Genomic DNA, 16,617 nt, shown 5'->3' on the forward strand with positions numbered 1-16,617 from the left:
TCCTCCTAATGTGCAAAAGCCCCACCCGACGGGGTGAGGCTGGGTGACGCTTGAATCGCTTACAAGAAAATGAACTTGGCGATAAAGATCGCGCACAGCACCCAAAGACTGATGGAAATTTCCTTGTGTTTACCCGTACCGGCCTTGAGCACCACGTAGGTGATAAAGCCCAGTGCGATGCCGTCGGCAACCGAGAAGGTCAGCGGCATCATGATGGCCGTGACGATCGCCGGAATGCTGTCAGTGGCTTCGCTCCATTTGATGTGCTCCAGGCCGCTCATCATCAGCATGGCCACATAAATCAGCGCACCGGCAGTGGCGTAAGCGGGGATCATGCCAGCCAGCGGGGCGAAGAACATCGCGGCAATAAATAGCACACCTACGGTCACTGCGGTAAGACCGGTACGACCGCCGGCGGCCACGCCGGCAGCACTTTCCACATAACTGGTGACGGGCGGTACACCGACCATCGCACCGAACACGCTCGAAGCACTGTCGGCTTTCAGTGCGCGGGAGAGGTTTTCGATCTTCCCGTCTTCGCCGACCAGACCTGCCCGTTGCGCCACGCCCATCAGGGTCCCGGCGGTGTCGAACATGTGCACGAAGAGGAACGCCAGCACCACGCTGATCATGCTGATGTTGAACACGCCGGCGATGTCCATGGCCATCCAGGTCGGTGCCAGGCTCGGCGGTGTCGACATGATGCCGCTGTAGTGCACCAGGCCCAGGCCCCAACCGGCGAGGGTCACGGTGATGATGCTGATCAGGATCGCGCCGAACACGCGGTGGTAACTGAGTACCGCAATCATCAGGAAGCAGACGGCGGCCAACAGCGGACCAGGGTCACGCAGATTGCCCAGTTTGATCAGCGTGGCTGGGCTGGCGACGATGATGCCGGCGGTTTTCAGACCGATGATCCCCAGGAACAAGCCAACGCCTGCGCCCATGGCGAAGCGCAAACTCACTGGAATGCTGTTGAGTAGCCATTCCCGAACGCGTGACAGGGTCAGGAACATGAACAGCACGCCGGAAATGAACACCGCACCCAGCGCTGCTTCCCAGTGGTAGCCCATGGTGCCGACCACGGTGTAGGTAAAGAAGGCGTTCAGGCCCATGCCTGGCGCGAGGCCAACCGGCCAGTTGGCGTACAGACCCATCAACAGGCAACCGAGTGCCGCGGCGATGCAGGTCGCAACGAACGCTGCGCCGTGATCGATCCCGGCGTCCGCCATGATGTTGGGGTTGACGAAGATGATGTAGGCCATGGTGATGAAGGTTGTAATACCTGCAATCAGCTCGGTCCTCACCGTGGTGCCATGCAAGCTGAGTTTAAAAATGCGCTCCAGCCAGCCATTGCGTAATGGCGGCGAGAGTTCCAGCGTCGAGGCTTCGGATTTGCGGCTTTCCACAGCGAGTACTCCTCAAGAGTTTTATTGTTATTTCCAGAGCCGGACACATGAGGTGGGCAGCGGCTCTTTGAGGTACTTGCGAGTTTGTTGACCTGTTGGTCAGGAACTCGCACGAAGCGAATTATGCTTTTGTATACAAATAAAGCAAATAATGTTTTTGGTTTTGTAGACGAAAGGATCGGCAATTGGGATATATCGCCGTTTTAGACGCCATCGTTGGATCGTCGCCCGGACATCTGCTCACGCCGTAGCGACTCCTCGAACTGTGTGCCGGCGTCGTGTGTCAGGCTCAGGCAGCGAAGGCGGTGTGAGGGAAGGGTAAAAACTAATAAACCGGCGAATGGGCCGGTTTATTTTTGTCTGGGTTTTGCGCTGATTGTGCTGGCCTGATCGCGAGCAGGCTCGCTCCTACACTGGGATTTGTTTTGGACACAAATCTTATCCACAACACAAAACCACTGTGGGAGCGAGCCTGCTCGCGATGGCGTCAGTCAGAACACCACAAAACCATCAGGCCGCGGCAAAACGCTTGTCCAGATAATCGATGATCACCTTGGACTCATACATCCAGGTGGTCTGGCCATTCTCTTCGATGCGCAGGCACGGCACTTTGATTTTGCCGCCTTGCTCCAGCAGGGCTTGGCGATCCTGTTCGCTGTTCTTCGCATCACGCAGGGCCACGGGCACATTCAGGCGGCGCAGGGTGCGGCGGGTTTTCACGCAGAACGGGCAGGCGTGGAACTGATACAGCGTCAGGCCTTTCGCTGCGTTTTCGACCTGGGCCTGAGCGGCAGCGGGGCGCTTCTTTTTGCTCGGGCGGGTGATGAAATCGATGAAGATGATCAGCTGGCCGAGGCCGACACGAAGCGCTTTTACTAACACGGTATAAGCCTCACGGGCGAATGAAGAAAGGCGCGCAGCTTACCTGATTTTTCGCAGGCGAAAAAAAACCGGCGATGAATGCCGGTTTTCTTCGTGCAGCAGATTACTTGATCAGGCTGAGAAACTCGCTGCGGGTTGCCGCGTTTTCGCGGAACTCACCGAGCATCACCGAGGTGATCATCGACGAGTTCTGTTTCTCTACACCGCGCATCATCATGCACATGTGCTGGGCTTCGATCACCACGGCCACGCCCAGAGCGCCAGTCACTTGCTGGACCGCTTCGGCGATCTGCCGGCTGAGGTTTTCCTGGATCTGCAGGCGGCGGGCGTACATATCGACGATCCGCGCGACTTTCGACAACCCCAGCACCTTGCCGCTCGGGATATAGGCCACGTGGGCCTTGCCGATGAACGGCAGCAAATGGTGTTCGCACAACGAGTAGAGCTCGATGTTCTTGACCAGCACCATTTCGCTGTTGTCGGAGCTGAACAAGGCACCGTTGGTGACTTCTTCGAGCGTCTGTTCATAACCGCGGCAAAGGTACTGCATGGCTTTGGCGGCACGCTTTGGCGTGTCGAGCAGACCTTCGCGGGTGGCGTCTTCGCCAAGCTGGCCGAGGATCGCCGTGTAATTCTGTTCCAGGGACATGAAACTACCTGTGGGATTTTACGCAAAGGACAAGGGTACGGTGGCGGACACGGCGCTGCAAGCGTAGCGCATCAGCTTTACTCGTCGCGACCTTCCATCATGGTCCGTTTGAGCATCACGTAAACCGCTCCGGCGCCGCCATGTTTTGGCTGGCACGAGGTGAAGCCGAGCACCTGTGGATGCTGACGCAGCCACGTGTTGACGTGACTCTTGATCATCGGCCGCTTGCCGTCCAGGCGCACAGCCTTGCCATGAGTCACGCGTACGCAGCGGATTTCGAATTTTGTCGCTTCGGCGAGAAAAGCCCACAGCGTCTCGCGGGCTTTTTCGACGTTCATGCCGTGCAGGTCGAGGCTGCCTTCGAACGGGATCTGCCCGATCTTCAGCTTGCGCATCTGGCTTTCCTGCACACCGTCACGCGCCCACATCAACTCGTCTTCCGGACCGACATCGATCACGAACTGATCGGACAGACCATCAACGGTGGTGGCATCGGTGCGCACGGTGGCGGCCTGACGCAGCTTGGCGATGTGCGCGCGGTCAGCTTTGGGTTTGCCGGTTTCAGCGCGATCGTGCTTGATCGGCTTGACGCCTTGGATCGCGCTTTTGAACAGGGAAAAATCGTCGTCTTGCATGTCAGCCTCCGCGAAGGGCGGCCAGTTTACCCAAGTCGAGGTGAATCGGGCGCGTCAAAACGCAACGCGCGCCACTCAGTCATGTTTTTTCATCAAATGCGGAGCCAGGTTCAGCTCGCGGGGTTGGCGCATCCGGCGGCGGCAGCGACGCCATAGTGAAACACCGACATACAGCAGCAACAGGCCAATCGCCAGGACCACCGCCGCGCCAGCCGGGCTGGCGTTCAGCTCGCCGAGAGCCGGCGGGTGGCCCAACAGGCTGGCGGCACCGGCCATCGCCAGCAGCACGCCGAGGGCCGCCAGCAGCGCGGAAAATGCCGCGCCAAAGCGATAACGCCAGTTGCGTGGGCCTTTGGGCCGCAAGCGGCGAGCGTCAAAACCATCGGATATCTTCATTCCGACCTTCCTCAATGGGTATCGGCCCTTCGACCGGGAGTTGACCGGGTGGTTCCTGAGGCTAAGGCAATTGCGGGGAATGAGAGGTTTTTGCGGATGAGCGGCTGCATTGGCCGCTCATCAAGCGCTCGATCAGATCAGTTCCTGGGTCTGGGCGAGGGTGGCGAAGTTGTCGGCCATGATCGCCATTTCAGTCTGCTGGACGTGTTCGGCGCTAAGGATTCCACCTTTGTAAGGCAGGTCCCGCGTGGCGCAGGCGTCTTCGACCAGGGTGCAGCGAAAGCCCAGGTTCTTCGCGGCGCGCACGGTGGTGCTGACGCTGGAGTGACTCATGAAACCGCAGACGATCAGGTCCAGCGAGCCGAGGTCTTGCAGGCGTTTTTCCAACGGGGTGCCGTGGAAAGCGCTGGGCAGCAATTTGCCAATGATGGTTTCGTCAGCCAGTGGCTCAAGGCCCGGGATGAATTCACCGCGTTCGCCTTGTGGGTCGAACAGGCCACCGACGGTGCCGAGGTGGCGTACATGGACGATCGGCCGGCCAGCCTTGCGGGCAGCCGTGAGCAATTGCTTGATGTTGTCGACGGCGGCGTCCATGCCGGAAAGGGCCAGGGGGCCGCTCAAGTATTCTTTCTGGGCATCGATGATCACCAGCGTCGCATGGGCCAGATTGGCCGGCGCGTAACCACGACCGCTGAGTTGAAACATCGTTTTTGGAACGGACATTCTGGGGCTCCTTCGAGTGGGGCTTTTGCGACATTGTCCTCTGGCTGAGCGCTTCTGTGAATCGCTACCATCGTAGGCACCGTCGTTGCTGGCCTGCAGCCTGTCAAGAGCTGAGCAGATGTTCAATCAAAAGCTGAAAATCAGGATCATTCCTACGTTCGTCCGGTGATTTTTCTTGCGTCGTCGGGGCGGGTTTAGGCTGTTAGAATCGCCAGTCGATTTTTCAGGAGTTTGCCCCGTGATCACTTCCCGCCTGCGCACCTTGCGCGACCACATTCGTTGGGCTGTCAGCCGTTTTCATGGGGAGGATCTGTTTTTCGGCCATGGGACCGACAACGCCTGGGACGAAGCCCGCCAACTGGTGTTGGGGGCGTTGCACCTGCCGTGGGAAATCGCTGATAGCTACCTGGACTGCCGTCTTGAAGACGACGAACTGGTGAACTTGCAGCGCTTGCTCAAGCGTCGAATCGAGGAGCGCATCCCGACGGCTTACCTGTTGGGCGAAGCCTGGTTTTGTGGCCTGTCGTTCATCGTTGACGAGCGTGTATTGATCCCGCGCTCACCGATTGGCGAACTGATCGAAAAACGTTTCGCACCGTGGCTCGGCACCGAGCCTGCACGGATTCTTGACCTGTGCACCGGTTCCGGTTGCATCGGTATTGCCTGCGCCTACGAGTTCCAGAACGCTGAGGTAGTGTTGGCTGATCTGTCCTTTGAAGCGCTGGAAGTGGCCAATCAGAACATCGAGCGCCATGGCGTCGATGAGCGGGTGTTCACCGTTCAGGGCGATGGCTTCGACGGTTTGCCGGGGCAGCGTTTCGACTTGATCGTGTCCAACCCGCCTTACGTGGACGCCGAAGATTTTGCCGACATGCCGGACGAGTACCAGCATGAACCGGAGCTGGGCCTGGCCTGTGGTGAGGATGGATTGAACCTGGTACGGCGGATGCTCGCGCAAGCGGCGGATCACCTGACCGAGAAGGGCTTGCTGATCATTGAAGTCGGCAACAGCCAGGTGCACGTCGAGGCGTTGTACCCGGAAGTCGATTTCGCCTGGCTGGAGTTCGAGCGCGGCGGTCACGGCGTGTTCATGCTGAGCGCCGAGCAATGCCGTCAGCATCAGGTGTTGTTTGCTGCCAGGGTTTAATGCGGTCAACGTGGCGAGGGAGCTTGCTCCCGCTCGAGCGCGAAGCGGTCGCAATCCTGTTACCTCATTGTTGAGATAAAAGGTCGGGGGGCTGCTGCGCAGCCCAGCGGGAGCAAGCTCCCTCGCCACAAGAGCCTCAGCGGTGCGTAGCGATCCAGATCAGCAGCCCCGCCTGGAACACCGCAAACGCCACCAGACAACTGATGGTGAAGCGTAGCCCGGTGTCCTCACGTTTGTATTGGCTGACTTTCTCTTCCTGCTTTTGCAGTTTGACTTCCTGCTCTGCCAGATTCTGCTCGGCTTGCTGCAGCATCTGCGCGGCTTCGAGGATTTCCACGAACTGCAGCTTTTCGCTGTTCCAGTCGCCCAGCAGATCGCCGACCTTTACTTCTTTGACGCTGCCCTTCAAATGCTGGGCGTCGGCGTAGACCACGTCAAAACCATGCACCCGCAGGAAGTGATCGCGGCGCAGGCGGGTGTCTTCGTTGAGGGCGTCCTTGTTGTTCAGGTCCGCGCCGTCGACGGTGTAGCTCGACCACTTTTTCTTCGCCCACGTAATGCCTTGAGCGGCCAGAAAACGGCCAATACCACGGTTCATCGGTTCAATCTGCAAACCGCTGTCGGGTCCGAAGTGCACGCGACGGGTCTCATGGTCGACCCAGACATCCAGGTGGTTCTGTTCTTTGCGCACCCGTTGGCCGGGCAGCGAAATGCTCATGCGCAGCAGGCTGCGTTCTTTGTTGTTGCGCTCGGCATAGCCGAACTCGACAAAACGCAATGGCCGTCCGCCGGTCGCTCGATCGGTTTTCAGCGGCGCCAGGCGAAGCATCTTGTGGTGCTCGGCAGTGACGTCCGCCCACGGCAGATCGACCGCTTCCGTGGCGGTGGTTTCTGGCGCGGTGTCGGGTGAATTCTGGGTATCAGTCATAACGGCGAGATCCTGTCCAAGCCCTGCTTGGCGGCAGCCAATGGGCTGCCGACACAGGCTTATCGGCCGTTTTTTCCAGGACTGGAGGGTAACACCGGCTTAACTGGGGCTAAGTCCGTCAATAAAGCTCAGTATCCTGGAACCGAGTTCAGCAGCGAGGGGCAGTTGCGGGTCTTTGTAGGAGGCCATTTGACGCTTGATGTCGTTGGGCACGATGCGCATCACGTGGTTCATGCCTTCGATCAGCGCCAGCTGGGCATCCGGTTTCGCGGCTTTGAGCATCCGCGCATCACCGACACCGACCTGCATGTCGTTGCTGCCCTGGATGATCAGCGCCGGCATTTTCAACTTGGCGAAGGCCGCTGCCGGGTCCTGGCGAAACAGGCTAATCAGATACGGCTGCACGCTGGGACGGAAGATCACCTGCAACGGTGTCGGGACGTTTTCGTCGACATGCCCGGCCTTGAGACTGTCCAGAAGCTCATTGCTGCGCAGCAGCAGATCGGGTGGCATTCGATTGCTCAATTGTTGACGCAAGACCTGATCCACCGGGCGCGCGGTGCCAGACAGGGAAATCACCGCGGCAGCATCGACTTGCGGGGCGGCGAGCGTAGCCACCAGCGCACCTTCGCTATGGCCGAGCAAAATCAATGGCCCCATACGCGGGTCGGATTTGAGCTTCTGGCCCCAGGCCACCGCATCGGCAACGTAGGCCTCAAGGGTCAGATTGCGTTCATCCGGAGTCGCCGCGAGGCTGGCCGCCACGCCGCGTTTGTCGTAACGCACGCTGGCGATGTTGTGTTTGGCCAGTACCCACGCCAGGCGCTTGAGGCTGTCGTTGTTGCCGCCGTCCGGGTTATTGCCGTTGCGATCCGTAGGACCCGAGCCAGAAATGATCAGCACTACCGGCACCGGGCTGTCGGACTTTGGCAGCAACATCGAGCCAAAAAGCTCGCCGCTGCCGGTATCCAGACTGACCGGACGTTGCAGAACAGAGGCCTGGACCATATTCGAAAGCAGGCCGGTAAACAGGGTAAGGCTCAAGGCAATAACTCGCAGCATCATCACGCCATCATTCACAAGGTGTCGGTTGGACTAGCAGGCACCGATAAGGTTCGAGGATGAACTAGTTGGATAGCCTGCGTATACTCGCCGCATTACATTTTCAGGTTGAGTCACTCAGCGAATTCACGGAGCGCCCTGCATGTCCGGCAATACCTACGGCAAGCTGTTCACTGTCACCACCGCGGGCGAAAGCCATGGTCCGGCGTTGGTCGCCATTGTCGACGGCTGCCCGCCGGGCCTTGAGCTGTCTCTGGAAGACTTGCAGCGTGATCTGGACCGCCGCAAGCCCGGCACCAGTCGCCACACCACCCAGCGTCAGGAAGCCGACGAAGTCGAAATCCTCTCGGGCGTGTTCGAAGGCCGCACTACCGGTTGCGCGATTGGTCTGCTGATTCGCAATACCGACCAGAAGTCCAAGGACTACTCGGCAATCAAGGACCTGTTCCGCCCGGCCCACGCCGATTACACCTATCACCACAAATACGGTGAGCGCGATTACCGCGGCGGTGGTCGCAGCTCGGCGCGGGAAACTGCCATGCGCGTGGCGGCCGGGGCGATTGCGAAAAAGTACCTGGCCACTCAGGGCATCGTCATTCGCGGTTACATGAGCCAGCTTGGCCCTATCGAAATCCCGTTTAAGACTTGGGACTCGGTCGAGCAAAACGCCTTCTTCAGCCCGGATCCGGACAAAGTGCCAGAGCTTGAGGCCTACATGGATCAGCTGCGTCGCGATCAGGATTCGGTCGGCGCGAAGATCACCGTGGTCGCCGAAGGCGTGAAACCGGGTCTTGGCGAGCCGATCTTCGACCGCCTTGATGCGGAACTGGCACATGCGCTGATGAGCATCAACGCGGTGAAAGGCGTGGAAATCGGCGCCGGTTTCGCCAGCGTCGCCCAACGCGGTACCGAGCACCGTGACGAAATGACTCCAGAAGGTTTCCTCAGCAACAACGCTGGCGGCATTCTGGGCGGCATCTCCTCGGGTCAACCGATCATTGCGCACCTGGCTCTCAAGCCGACGTCGAGCATCACCACTCCGGGCCGTTCGATCGATATCCACGGCAATCCGGTGGAGGTCATTACCAAGGGCCGTCATGACCCTTGCGTCGGCATCCGCGCCACGCCGATTGCCGAAGCGATGATGGCCATCGTGTTGATGGATCATCTGCTGCGCAATCGTGGGCAAAATGCCGACGTGCGCGTCAGTACCCCGGTGCTGGGCCAGCTGTGAAGTCATGCTCTGATGTCGCTGCGGTCTGACGGCCGTGGCGGCGCTACCGTACTGGCGGTTATCCAGCTTCTATCTGTTCTATTTCGCCTTGCTCGGTTCGACCGCGCCGTTCCTGGCGCTGTATTTCGATCACTTGGGTTTTTCCAGCGCGCGCATTGGCGAACTGGTGGCGATCCCGATGCTGATGCGTTGCGTCGCACCGAATATCTGGGGCTGGCTCGGTGACTACACCGGCCGGCGCCTGGCCATCGTGCGCTTCGGCGCGATCTGCACGCTGCTGACCTTTTCGCTGATTTTCGTCAGCAAAAGCTACGCCTGGCTGGCGATGGTCATGGCGCTGCACGCGTTTTTCTGGCACGCGGTCTTGCCGCAGTTCGAGGTCATCACCCTCGCGCATTTACAGGGTCAGACTTCGCGCTACAGCCAGATCCGCTTGTGGGGATCGATCGGCTTCATCATCACCGTGGTTGCCTTGGGGCGGTTGTTCGAATGGTTGAGCCTGGACATTTACCCGGTGACGCTGGTGGTGATCATGGGCGGAATAGTCATCAGCAGTCTCTGGGTGCCGAACGCCCAGCCGGCGCAAGGCAATCGGCTGGCGGGCGAGGGCTTTCTCAAGCAACTGCGTAGCCCCGGGGTATTGGCGTTTTACGCCTGCGTGGCACTGATGCAGATGAGCCATGGGCCGTATTACACCTTTCTGACCCTGCACCTTGAGCGCCTGGGTTATAGCCGCGGCGTGATCGGCATGCTCTGGGCGTTGGGGGTGGTGGCTGAAGTGGTGATGTTTTTGCTCATGAGCAAGATCCTTGCGCGCTTCTCGGTGCGCCGGGTGTTGATGGCGAGCTTCCTGCTGGCAGCGTTGCGCTGGTTGCTGCTCGGCTCGTTTGCCGAATTCCTGTGGGTGCTGCTGTTCGCGCAGATTCTGCACGCGGCGACCTTCGGCAGCTTTCACGCCGCTGCCATCCATTTCGTGCAACGTAGCTTCGGCGCACGCCAGCAAGGGCAGGGCCAGGCGTTGTACGCAGCACTGGCCGGCACCGGCGGCGCGTTGGGCGCGTTGTATTCCGGCTACAGCTGGAATGCCCTGGGCGCTACATTGACCTTTAGTATTGCCAGCCTCGCAGCTTTTGCTGCAGCCGTTATCATTGCCACACGTATGCAAGAGGACAGGCCATGAGCCTTACCCGTGAACAGCTCGCCCAGCAAATCATCGACGCCGGGCGTTTTTTGTATGGCCGTGGCTGGTCGCCCGCCACCAGCAGCAACTATTCGGCGCGACTGTCGGCCACCGAAGCCTTGTTGACCGTTTCCGGTAAACACAAAGGTCAGTTGGGGATTGATGACGTGCTGGCCACGGATATGTCGGGCAACAGCCTGGAGCCGGGCAAGAAGCCGTCTGCCGAAACCCTGCTGCACACCCAGTTATATAATTGGCGGGCCGACATCGGTGCGGTGTTGCACACCCATTCGGTGAATGCCACGGTGTTGTCGCGGCTGCTGCAGAGTCCGGTCATCACGTTCGAAGACTACGAGCTGCAAAAAGCCTTCAGCGGGATCTCGACCCATGAGTCCAAGGTGCGGGTACCGATCTTCGACAACGATCAGGACATCGAGCGTCTGGCGTCCAAAGTGCAGCCATGGCTCGACAGCCATCCTGACTGTGTCGGTTATCTGATTCGTGGCCATGGTCTCTACACCTGGGGCCCGAAGATGAGCGATGCACTGCGGCAGATCGAAGCGTTTGAGTTCCTGTTCGAATGCGAGCTGAAAATGCGCGCGTTGATTAACCGTTAAGGCTTACTTCACCTGAAGTCGCCAACCGCCTGATGAAACGCGTTGCCTGACCGGCCTGTAAAAGCCGGACGGCGCCGCCGCTAACGAGGAATTGCCAACATGAGCAGCCTGTCCGTTTACCACGTTTCAAGCCCGGACCTGCCAAACAAGGTCCTGACCCACTTCGAGGATATTGCCTCGACCCTGGCCGAAAAAGGTGTGCGCTTCGACCGTTGGCAAGCGGCGGCGAAGATCCAGCCAGGCGCCAGTCAGGAAGAAGTGATTGCCGCTTATCAGGTGCAGATCGACCAGTTGATGACCGAGCGCGGTTACATCACCGTCGACGTGGTCAGCCTCAACAGCGATCACCCGCAAAAAGCCGAATTGCGCGCCAAGTTCCTCGATGAGCACCGTCACGCTGAAGACGAAGTACGATTTTTCGTCGCTGGGCGTGGCCTGTTTACCTTGCATATCGACGACTACGTATACGCCGTGCTCTGCGAGAAAAACGACCTGATTTCGGTGCCGGCGGGTACGGCACACTGGTTTGACATGGGTGAGCATCCACACTTTGTGGCGATCCGACTGTTCAACAATCCAGAAGGCTGGGTGGCCAACTTCACCGGCGAAGACATCGCCAGCCACTTCCCGCGTCTTGAGGATTGAGGGCATGACCATCAAAGCCATTCTCACCGACATTGAAGGCACCACCAGCGCGGTGAGTTTTGTGTTCGACGTGCTGTTTCCCTACGCCGCCCAACATCTGCCGGACTTTGTCCGTCAGCAGGCGCAACGGGCCGACGTTGCCCGGCAGATCGACGCGGTTCGCCAGGACAGCGCCGAACCTGGCGCTGACGTTGAACGGGTGATTGAAATCCTCCTGGGCTGGATTGCCGAAGACCGCAAGGCCACGCCACTCAAGGCCCTGCAAGGGATGGTCTGGGAGCAGGGTTATCAGGCCGGGCAGTTGAAGGGCCATGTTTATCCGGACGCAGTCGACGCGTTGAAACACTGGCATCAGGCCGGTTATCAACTGTTTGTTTACTCGTCCGGTTCGATCCAGGCCCAGAAGCTGATCTTCGGTTGTTCCGAGGCCGGTGACCTGACGCCATTGTTCAGCGGCTACTTCGACACCACCTCGGGGCCCAAGCGCGAGGCGCAGTCCTATCAGCGCATTACTCAAGCGATTGGCTGCGAGTCTGCGCAGATTCTGTTTCTGTCCGACATCGTTCAGGAGCTGGATGCCGCCCGTGAGGCCGGTATGGCCACTTGCGGACTGGTACGCGAAGGTGGTGAGCTCGCCGGGCATCTGAGCGTCAGCAGCTTCTCGCAGATCGATCCAGCTACTTTCTGAGTGACAACGGCTGACTGCAACACGCGCGGTCAGCCGTCTTTCCATCAGGGACTAACATCACGGGCAACGTACGTCTGTAGGACGTGTAGGAAGTTGCCTGTTGATAAGTCGTCCATGCCTGTTTGTGGTTTTCCTTACTTGTTTAATCTCGTCCTTGTGTAACTCTTCGGCCCTGAAGTTTGTTCGCTTCGAATGCTGCGGACTCTTGGCGAGAGGGGTAAGGATGAAAACACCAGACCGGGCCGGCGCGCCCGTGTTGAAAATACCTAAACGACAGCGTCCGGATCCGGTGGGCAAACCATTGAGCGAAAAGGAACTGGAGATTTTGCGCTGGGCCAAGGCCGGGAAAACGGTGTGGGAAATCAGTGTGATTCGGGACATTTCCGAGGCGACGGTGAAGTTCCACCTGGGCAATATCTACTCCAAACTCGAAGTCACCAACCGCGCCCAAGCGGTCGGCGAGGCAGTCAACCGGGGCTTGCTGAGCTGAGCTCAGAATGCACTCAGGCCGTGCAGCACAAGGCTTGCACGACCTGAAAGGTTTGGGCGATGGAGTGCTTACGACGTGTGATAGGTCGGCAGGGCGAAACGCTGCTGACTTTGCAGCATCGAAATCTGCGGCAGTTCGCTGGCCTGTTCGGCCATGTCACGGCGAATGGCACTGATCACCCAGGACAGTTGATCACCGGCATGTAATTGAGCGTAGGAAATCGAGCGTTTGAACACGCGGCCATCGCTGCTATTCAGCGTCAGCAGAATGCCGCCGTCAGGGCGTGCCTGCGTGGTGACGTCGAAGTTGGAGAACAGGGATGAAAATTTTTCCTGGATCAGGCTCATGTCGATTAGCTCCGTTTGCACTTGAATGGCAAGCATGGAGTGATAGGTGCACAGGTTGTGCCAGTACGAATATTTATAAAAATACTTATAAATCAATGGCATAAAAAGTATGCGTTTTTTCGGCATCGTGCATTCTGCATGAATGGCCATCGTGCATCCTGCATTTTGCGCGCTCGCCGCAGTATCGACCCGGATACAAAACATTTCAAAAACCGCGTGTACAGCGGCATAAGTGCGGGCGTACTTTTTGCCCTGCAGCAACTTTTCCAGGTCTTTTATTGAATCTCTAACGAGAGGTTATCTGTCGTCTCTCATACAGGGATGAAGTTGCCTGAACACCCCCGATTACATGTTCGCCCGACAATAACAAAACAGGCCTGAAATCATGGGCCGAACGGGAGCAACCATGAGCAGCGCGTCAAACGACATGATCACCTGGGGCATGATGCTCCGTAAGTTGCCGTCCATTGCCAAAGCCCTGCCACGGGTGGTCAAGGGCCTCAAGGTCGCCAACGTCAAACAGCCGGATCAACCCTGCGGCCTCGGTTGGAGCTTCGAGCAGGCGACGCAACGCAACCCCGATGGCCCGGCGCTGCTGCAAGGTGCAGTCAAACTCAGTTATGCACAGGTCAACCAGTGGGCCAACCGCATCGCTCACTATTTGATTGCCCAGGGTATTGGCAAAGGTGATGTGGTCGGGATCTTCATCGAAAACCGCCCGGAGCTGCTGGTCACGGTGCTGGCGGTGGCCAAGGTTGGCGCGATCAGCGCGATGCTCAATACCTCGCAAACCCAACAGGTGCTGGTGCACAGCGTGAACCTGGTCGACCCCGTGGCAATCGTGGTGGGCGGGGAGTTGGTCGAAGCGTTTTCGGCTATCCGTGATCAGGTTGCAATCAATGCCGCGAAAACCTGGTGGGTGGCCGATCAGGACACCTTCCGTGATCCCGGCGAAGCTCCCGCAGGCTTCACCAACCTGATGCGCGCCAGCGCCGATTACCCGGCCGACAACCCGCTCAGCAGTCAGCAGGTGTATCTCGACGACCCTTGTTTTTATATCTACACCTCCGGCACGACCGGGTTGCCCAAGGCCGGGGTGTTCAAGCATGGTCGCTGGATGCGCACCTCTGCCAGTTTTGGCTTGATCGCTTTGGATATGCGCCCCGACGATGTCGTCTATTGCACCTTGCCGCTCTACCATGCGACGGGGCTGTGTGTGTGCTGGGGATCGGCGATTTGCGGGGCGTCGGGCTTTGCCATTCGGCGCAAGTTCAGCGCCAGCCAATTCTGGAACGACGTGCACAAGTACCAGGCCACCACCATTGGCTATGTTGGCGAGTTGTGCCGTTACTTGATCGATCAGCCGCCGAGTGCCGACGACCGTAATAATGCGGTGGTGAAGATGATCGGCAACGGCTTGCGCCCCGGCGTCTGGAGCGAATTCAAGCGGCGCTTCGGGGTCAATCACATTTGTGAGCTGTACGCCGCCAGCGACGGCAATATCGGTTTCACCAACATCCTCAACTTCGACAACACCATCGGCTTTTCGCTGATGTCCTGGGAGTTGGTCGAGTACGCCCATGACCGCTGTGCGCCGATCCGCAACAGCAAGGGGTTCATGCAGAAAGTCGGCAAAGGCCGGCAAGGTCTGTTGCTGGCAAGGATCGATGACAAGGCGCCGCTCGATGGCTACACCGATCCGCAGAAGACCGAGAAGGTCGTACTCCACGATGTCTTCGAGAAGGGCGATCGCTACTTCAATACCGGCGACTTGCTGCGCAACATCGGTTTCGGTCACGCACAGTTTGTCGACCGCCTCGGCGATACCTACCGCTGGAAGGGCGAGAACGTCTCGACTACCGAAGTCGAGAACATCCTCTTGCAGCACCCTCATATTGCCGAGGCCGTGGCCTATGGCGTGGAGATCAGCAACACCAATGGCCGCGCCGGCATGGCGGCGATTACCCCGGCCGAATCCCTGGCCACTCTGGACTTCAGTGAATTGCTGAGTTTCGCTCGCCAGCACATGCCGGCCTATGCGGTGCCGCTGTTTTTGCGGGTGAAAGTGAAAATGGAAACCACCGGGACCTTCAAGTACCAGAAGACCCGCCTCAAGGATGAAGCCTTCGATCCGGGGAAAACCGGCGACGATCCGATCTACGCCTGGCTGCCGGGTTCGGACACTTACGTGCAGATCACCGAACAGGTGCTGGCGGATATTCACGCTGGCAAGTTCCGTTATTGATTCTGGCTATGGCCGGACGAGAGAAAAAAGGGGTGACAGGTGTCAGCTCGCTTAAGGAAACTAGCGGCTTTGCGATTGACCGAATGTGGAGTCCCCAATGTCAGACAAATCCCGCCAGATGACCCCGGAAGAAGCCGCGGAGTTTGCCGAGCAGGTGTTCAACAAGGCCCGCGATGGCGACGCGGCGATGCTCGCCGCGCTGCTGAGCAAAGGCTTGCCGCCGAACCTGCGCAATCACAAGGGCGACACTTTGCTGATGCTTGCCGCTTACCACGGCCATGTCGATGCGGTGAAAGTCCTGCTTGAGCACAAGGCCGATCCAGAGATCCGCAACGACAATGGCCAAAGCCCGATTGCCGGCGCGGCGTTCAAAGGTGATCTGGCAGTGGTCACCGCGCTGGTCGAAGGTGGCGCCGAGGTTGAAGGTTCGTCCTTTGATGGCCGCACCGCGCTGATGATGGCCGCGATGTTCAATCGCAGCGCAATCGTCGACTATCTGCTCAGCAAAGGTGCCGATCCCAAGGCCAAGGACGCCAATGGCATCAGCGCACTGGACGCGGCCAAGACCATGGGCGCGGCAGATACCACGGCGCAGTTGCAGAAGCTGCTCGGCTGATCCATGGAAAAGATCGCAGCCTTCGGCAGCTCCTACGGTCTATACCGGTTATGTAGGAGCTGCCGCAGGCTGCGATCTTTTGTGGCCCCGGATACCTTGAAGCAAACCTTTGAGCTATCCTTCGCGCCCTCAAATTACCCTCGCTACAGGATCCGCCCATGAAAGCCGCACTCATCGAACTCATCAGCAAAATCAGCTCTGGCTGCATGAGCGAGGCGGAAATTGTGCAGATCGCCGATGAAGCCGCCCAGGCCTATGCCGATCCCGAAGCGTTCCTGACCGCTAATCCGGACATCAACTACGACGACACCTTCCCGATTCCGTTGGGTGAGTGGGTGGTGGTCGGCAGCCTGCCGGAAACCGTGCTGTTTCAGGCCGACACCTACATGGACCTGTTCGCGCAGATCGTCGCGTCCTTCGGCCCGGGCGTGGCGTTCAATATCAAACCCAAGCAGTTGGCCAAGACTGAAGCGTTGACCGCGCTCAACCGGATTCAGATTCAGATGGGCAGCATGAACACGGAAAACGGTGGTTATACGCTGATGAACTTCAGCCAACTGCTCGATGACGAGATTCAGATCGTGCTGGTTTATGGCAACGACGTCCCTCGGGTGCTGGAGTTGTGTGCGCAAGTCGGGATTGCCGCGGCGCCATCGCTGGAAGCGCTGAAAGTGGCGATCCACGTTTAAGGCGGTTACTGCGCCAAACGTAATAAAACCGAACC

Annotated in this window: 19 protein-coding genes; 10 read left to right on the plus strand and 9 right to left on the minus strand. The window is 58.7% G+C overall.

Going from position 1 to position 16,617, the window contains the following annotated elements:
* Positions 1 to 59: 59 nt before the first annotated feature.
* The 6 genes from AC1RKH_RS19835 to AC1RKH_RS19860 form a co-directional block, all read right to left on the minus strand.
* A complete protein-coding gene (locus AC1RKH_RS19835; RefSeq protein WP_123426909.1) occupies positions 60 to 1,409 on the minus strand; it encodes an NCS2 family permease in 1,350 nt (449 codons plus the stop codon).
* Positions 1,410 to 1,919: 510 nt separating this feature from the next.
* The gene (locus AC1RKH_RS19840; protein ID WP_493063324.1) at positions 1,920 to 2,291 is read right to left on the minus strand and encodes a glutathione S-transferase N-terminal domain-containing protein; all 372 of its coding nucleotides are present in this window, start codon (positions 2,289 to 2,291) and stop codon (positions 1,920 to 1,922) included.
* A 103-nt stretch (positions 2,292 to 2,394) separates the two neighbouring features.
* Positions 2,395 to 2,940 (minus strand): GTP cyclohydrolase I FolE, encoded by a 546-nt coding sequence (folE, locus tag AC1RKH_RS19845; RefSeq protein ID WP_019693029.1) that lies wholly within the window; start codon positions 2,938 to 2,940, stop codon positions 2,395 to 2,397.
* 77 nt (positions 2,941 to 3,017) lie between these two features.
* The gene (locus AC1RKH_RS19850) at positions 3,018 to 3,575 is read right to left on the minus strand and encodes a Smr/MutS family protein (RefSeq protein ID WP_123426912.1); all 558 of its coding nucleotides are present in this window, start codon (positions 3,573 to 3,575) and stop codon (positions 3,018 to 3,020) included.
* 75 nt (positions 3,576 to 3,650) lie between these two features.
* Positions 3,651 to 3,971, minus strand: a complete 321-nt coding sequence (locus AC1RKH_RS19855) for a hypothetical protein (RefSeq protein WP_123426913.1) — start codon at positions 3,969 to 3,971, stop codon at positions 3,651 to 3,653.
* A gap of 132 nt (positions 3,972 to 4,103) precedes the next feature.
* Positions 4,104 to 4,694: a cysteine hydrolase family protein gene (locus AC1RKH_RS19860; protein WP_493063323.1), complete on the minus strand. Its 591-nt coding sequence runs from the start codon at positions 4,692 to 4,694 to the stop codon at positions 4,104 to 4,106.
* 238 nt (positions 4,695 to 4,932) lie between these two features.
* Between AC1RKH_RS19860 and prmB the strand changes: the two genes are divergently transcribed.
* Positions 4,933 to 5,841 (plus strand): 50S ribosomal protein L3 N(5)-glutamine methyltransferase, encoded by a 909-nt coding sequence (gene prmB, locus AC1RKH_RS19865; protein WP_493063322.1) that lies wholly within the window; start codon positions 4,933 to 4,935, stop codon positions 5,839 to 5,841.
* A 136-nt stretch (positions 5,842 to 5,977) separates the two neighbouring features.
* Here prmB and AC1RKH_RS19870 read toward each other — a convergent pair whose 3' ends face one another.
* Together AC1RKH_RS19870 and AC1RKH_RS19875 are read right to left on the minus strand one after the other, a co-directional pair.
* Positions 5,978 to 6,769: a hypothetical protein gene (locus tag AC1RKH_RS19870; RefSeq protein WP_493063321.1), complete on the minus strand. Its 792-nt coding sequence runs from the start codon at positions 6,767 to 6,769 to the stop codon at positions 5,978 to 5,980.
* Between the two features lie 99 nt (positions 6,770 to 6,868).
* Positions 6,869 to 7,834, minus strand: a complete 966-nt coding sequence (locus AC1RKH_RS19875; RefSeq protein ID WP_123426917.1) for an alpha/beta hydrolase — start codon at positions 7,832 to 7,834, stop codon at positions 6,869 to 6,871.
* 139 nt (positions 7,835 to 7,973) lie between these two features.
* Here AC1RKH_RS19875 and aroC point away from each other — a divergent pair, with 139 nt between their 5' ends.
* The 6 genes from aroC to AC1RKH_RS19905 all read left to right on the plus strand — a co-directional run bounded on the left by aroC (position 7,974) and on the right by AC1RKH_RS19905 (position 12,685).
* Positions 7,974 to 9,065, plus strand: a complete 1,092-nt coding sequence (aroC, locus tag AC1RKH_RS19880; protein WP_493063320.1) for a chorismate synthase — start codon at positions 7,974 to 7,976, stop codon at positions 9,063 to 9,065.
* 34 nt (positions 9,066 to 9,099) lie between these two features.
* A complete protein-coding gene (locus AC1RKH_RS19885; RefSeq protein WP_493063319.1) occupies positions 9,100 to 10,245 on the plus strand; it encodes an MFS transporter in 1,146 nt (381 codons plus the stop codon).
* Entirely contained in the window at positions 10,242 to 10,862 is a 621-nt protein-coding gene (locus AC1RKH_RS19890) for a methylthioribulose 1-phosphate dehydratase (protein ID WP_493063318.1), read from the plus strand. Before AC1RKH_RS19885 ends, AC1RKH_RS19890 begins: the two co-directional genes overlap by 4 nt.
* A 99-nt stretch (positions 10,863 to 10,961) precedes the next feature.
* Complete coding sequence (locus AC1RKH_RS19895; RefSeq protein WP_493063317.1) at positions 10,962 to 11,507, plus strand: 1,2-dihydroxy-3-keto-5-methylthiopentene dioxygenase; 546 nt, start codon at positions 10,962 to 10,964, stop codon at positions 11,505 to 11,507.
* A 4-nt stretch (positions 11,508 to 11,511) separates the two neighbouring features.
* Positions 11,512 to 12,195 (plus strand): acireductone synthase, encoded by a 684-nt coding sequence (mtnC, locus tag AC1RKH_RS19900; RefSeq protein ID WP_493063316.1) that lies wholly within the window; start codon positions 11,512 to 11,514, stop codon positions 12,193 to 12,195.
* Positions 12,196 to 12,418: 223 nt separating this feature from the next.
* Positions 12,419 to 12,685, plus strand: coding sequence for a helix-turn-helix domain-containing protein (locus AC1RKH_RS19905; RefSeq protein WP_123426923.1), 267 nt, complete (start codon positions 12,419 to 12,421; stop codon positions 12,683 to 12,685).
* A gap of 68 nt (positions 12,686 to 12,753) precedes the next feature.
* Here AC1RKH_RS19905 and AC1RKH_RS19910 read toward each other — a convergent pair whose 3' ends face one another.
* Complete coding sequence (locus AC1RKH_RS19910; RefSeq protein ID WP_123426924.1) at positions 12,754 to 13,032, minus strand: DUF3509 domain-containing protein; 279 nt, start codon at positions 13,030 to 13,032, stop codon at positions 12,754 to 12,756.
* Between the two features lie 406 nt (positions 13,033 to 13,438).
* Between AC1RKH_RS19910 and AC1RKH_RS19915 the strand changes: the two genes are divergently transcribed.
* The 3 genes from AC1RKH_RS19915 to AC1RKH_RS19925 all read left to right on the plus strand — a co-directional run bounded on the left by AC1RKH_RS19915 (position 13,439) and on the right by AC1RKH_RS19925 (position 16,582).
* Positions 13,439 to 15,277 (plus strand): long-chain-acyl-CoA synthetase, encoded by a 1,839-nt coding sequence (locus tag AC1RKH_RS19915; protein ID WP_493063315.1) that lies wholly within the window; start codon positions 13,439 to 13,441, stop codon positions 15,275 to 15,277.
* Positions 15,278 to 15,374: 97 nt separating this feature from the next.
* The gene (locus tag AC1RKH_RS19920; RefSeq protein ID WP_123426926.1) at positions 15,375 to 15,893 is read left to right on the plus strand and encodes an ankyrin repeat domain-containing protein; all 519 of its coding nucleotides are present in this window, start codon (positions 15,375 to 15,377) and stop codon (positions 15,891 to 15,893) included.
* A 158-nt stretch (positions 15,894 to 16,051) separates the two neighbouring features.
* On the plus strand, positions 16,052 to 16,582 hold the full coding sequence (locus AC1RKH_RS19925) for a hypothetical protein (RefSeq protein ID WP_493063314.1): 531 nt from the start codon (positions 16,052 to 16,054) through the stop codon (positions 16,580 to 16,582).
* Positions 16,583 to 16,617 lie beyond the last annotated feature (35 nt).

The sequence above is a fragment of the Pseudomonas sp. GW822-FHT06B12 genome (genome assembly GCF_058799675.1).

Excerpts from the sequence above, each read along its gene's own strand:
- AC1RKH_RS19870 (WP_493063321.1), bottom strand. The coding sequence starts at position 6,769 with ATGACTGATACCCAGAATTCACCCGACACCGCGCCAGAAACCACCGCC.
- AC1RKH_RS19925 (WP_493063314.1), top strand. The coding sequence starts at position 16,052 with ATGAAAGCCGCACTCATCGAACTCATCAGCAAAATCAGCTCTGGCTGC.
- AC1RKH_RS19850 (WP_123426912.1), bottom strand. The coding sequence starts at position 3,575 with ATGCAAGACGACGATTTTTCCCTGTTCAAAAGCGCGATCCAAGGCGTC.
- mtnC (WP_493063316.1), top strand. The coding sequence starts at position 11,512 with ATGACCATCAAAGCCATTCTCACCGACATTGAAGGCACCACCAGCGCG.
- AC1RKH_RS19895 (WP_493063317.1), top strand. The coding sequence starts at position 10,962 with ATGAGCAGCCTGTCCGTTTACCACGTTTCAAGCCCGGACCTGCCAAAC.
- AC1RKH_RS19860 (WP_493063323.1), bottom strand. The coding sequence starts at position 4,694 with ATGTCCGTTCCAAAAACGATGTTTCAACTCAGCGGTCGTGGTTACGCG.
- AC1RKH_RS19875 (WP_123426917.1), bottom strand. The coding sequence starts at position 7,834 with ATGATGCTGCGAGTTATTGCCTTGAGCCTTACCCTGTTTACCGGCCTG.
- AC1RKH_RS19915 (WP_493063315.1), top strand. The coding sequence starts at position 13,439 with ATGAGCAGCGCGTCAAACGACATGATCACCTGGGGCATGATGCTCCGT.
- AC1RKH_RS19890 (WP_493063318.1), top strand. The coding sequence starts at position 10,242 with ATGAGCCTTACCCGTGAACAGCTCGCCCAGCAAATCATCGACGCCGGG.
- AC1RKH_RS19905 (WP_123426923.1), top strand. The coding sequence starts at position 12,419 with ATGAAAACACCAGACCGGGCCGGCGCGCCCGTGTTGAAAATACCTAAA.
- AC1RKH_RS19910 (WP_123426924.1), bottom strand. The coding sequence starts at position 13,032 with ATGAGCCTGATCCAGGAAAAATTTTCATCCCTGTTCTCCAACTTCGAC.
- AC1RKH_RS19855 (WP_123426913.1), bottom strand. The coding sequence starts at position 3,971 with ATGAAGATATCCGATGGTTTTGACGCTCGCCGCTTGCGGCCCAAAGGC.
- folE (WP_019693029.1), bottom strand. The coding sequence starts at position 2,940 with ATGTCCCTGGAACAGAATTACACGGCGATCCTCGGCCAGCTTGGCGAA.
- aroC (WP_493063320.1), top strand. The coding sequence starts at position 7,974 with ATGTCCGGCAATACCTACGGCAAGCTGTTCACTGTCACCACCGCGGGC.
- AC1RKH_RS19920 (WP_123426926.1), top strand. The coding sequence starts at position 15,375 with ATGTCAGACAAATCCCGCCAGATGACCCCGGAAGAAGCCGCGGAGTTT.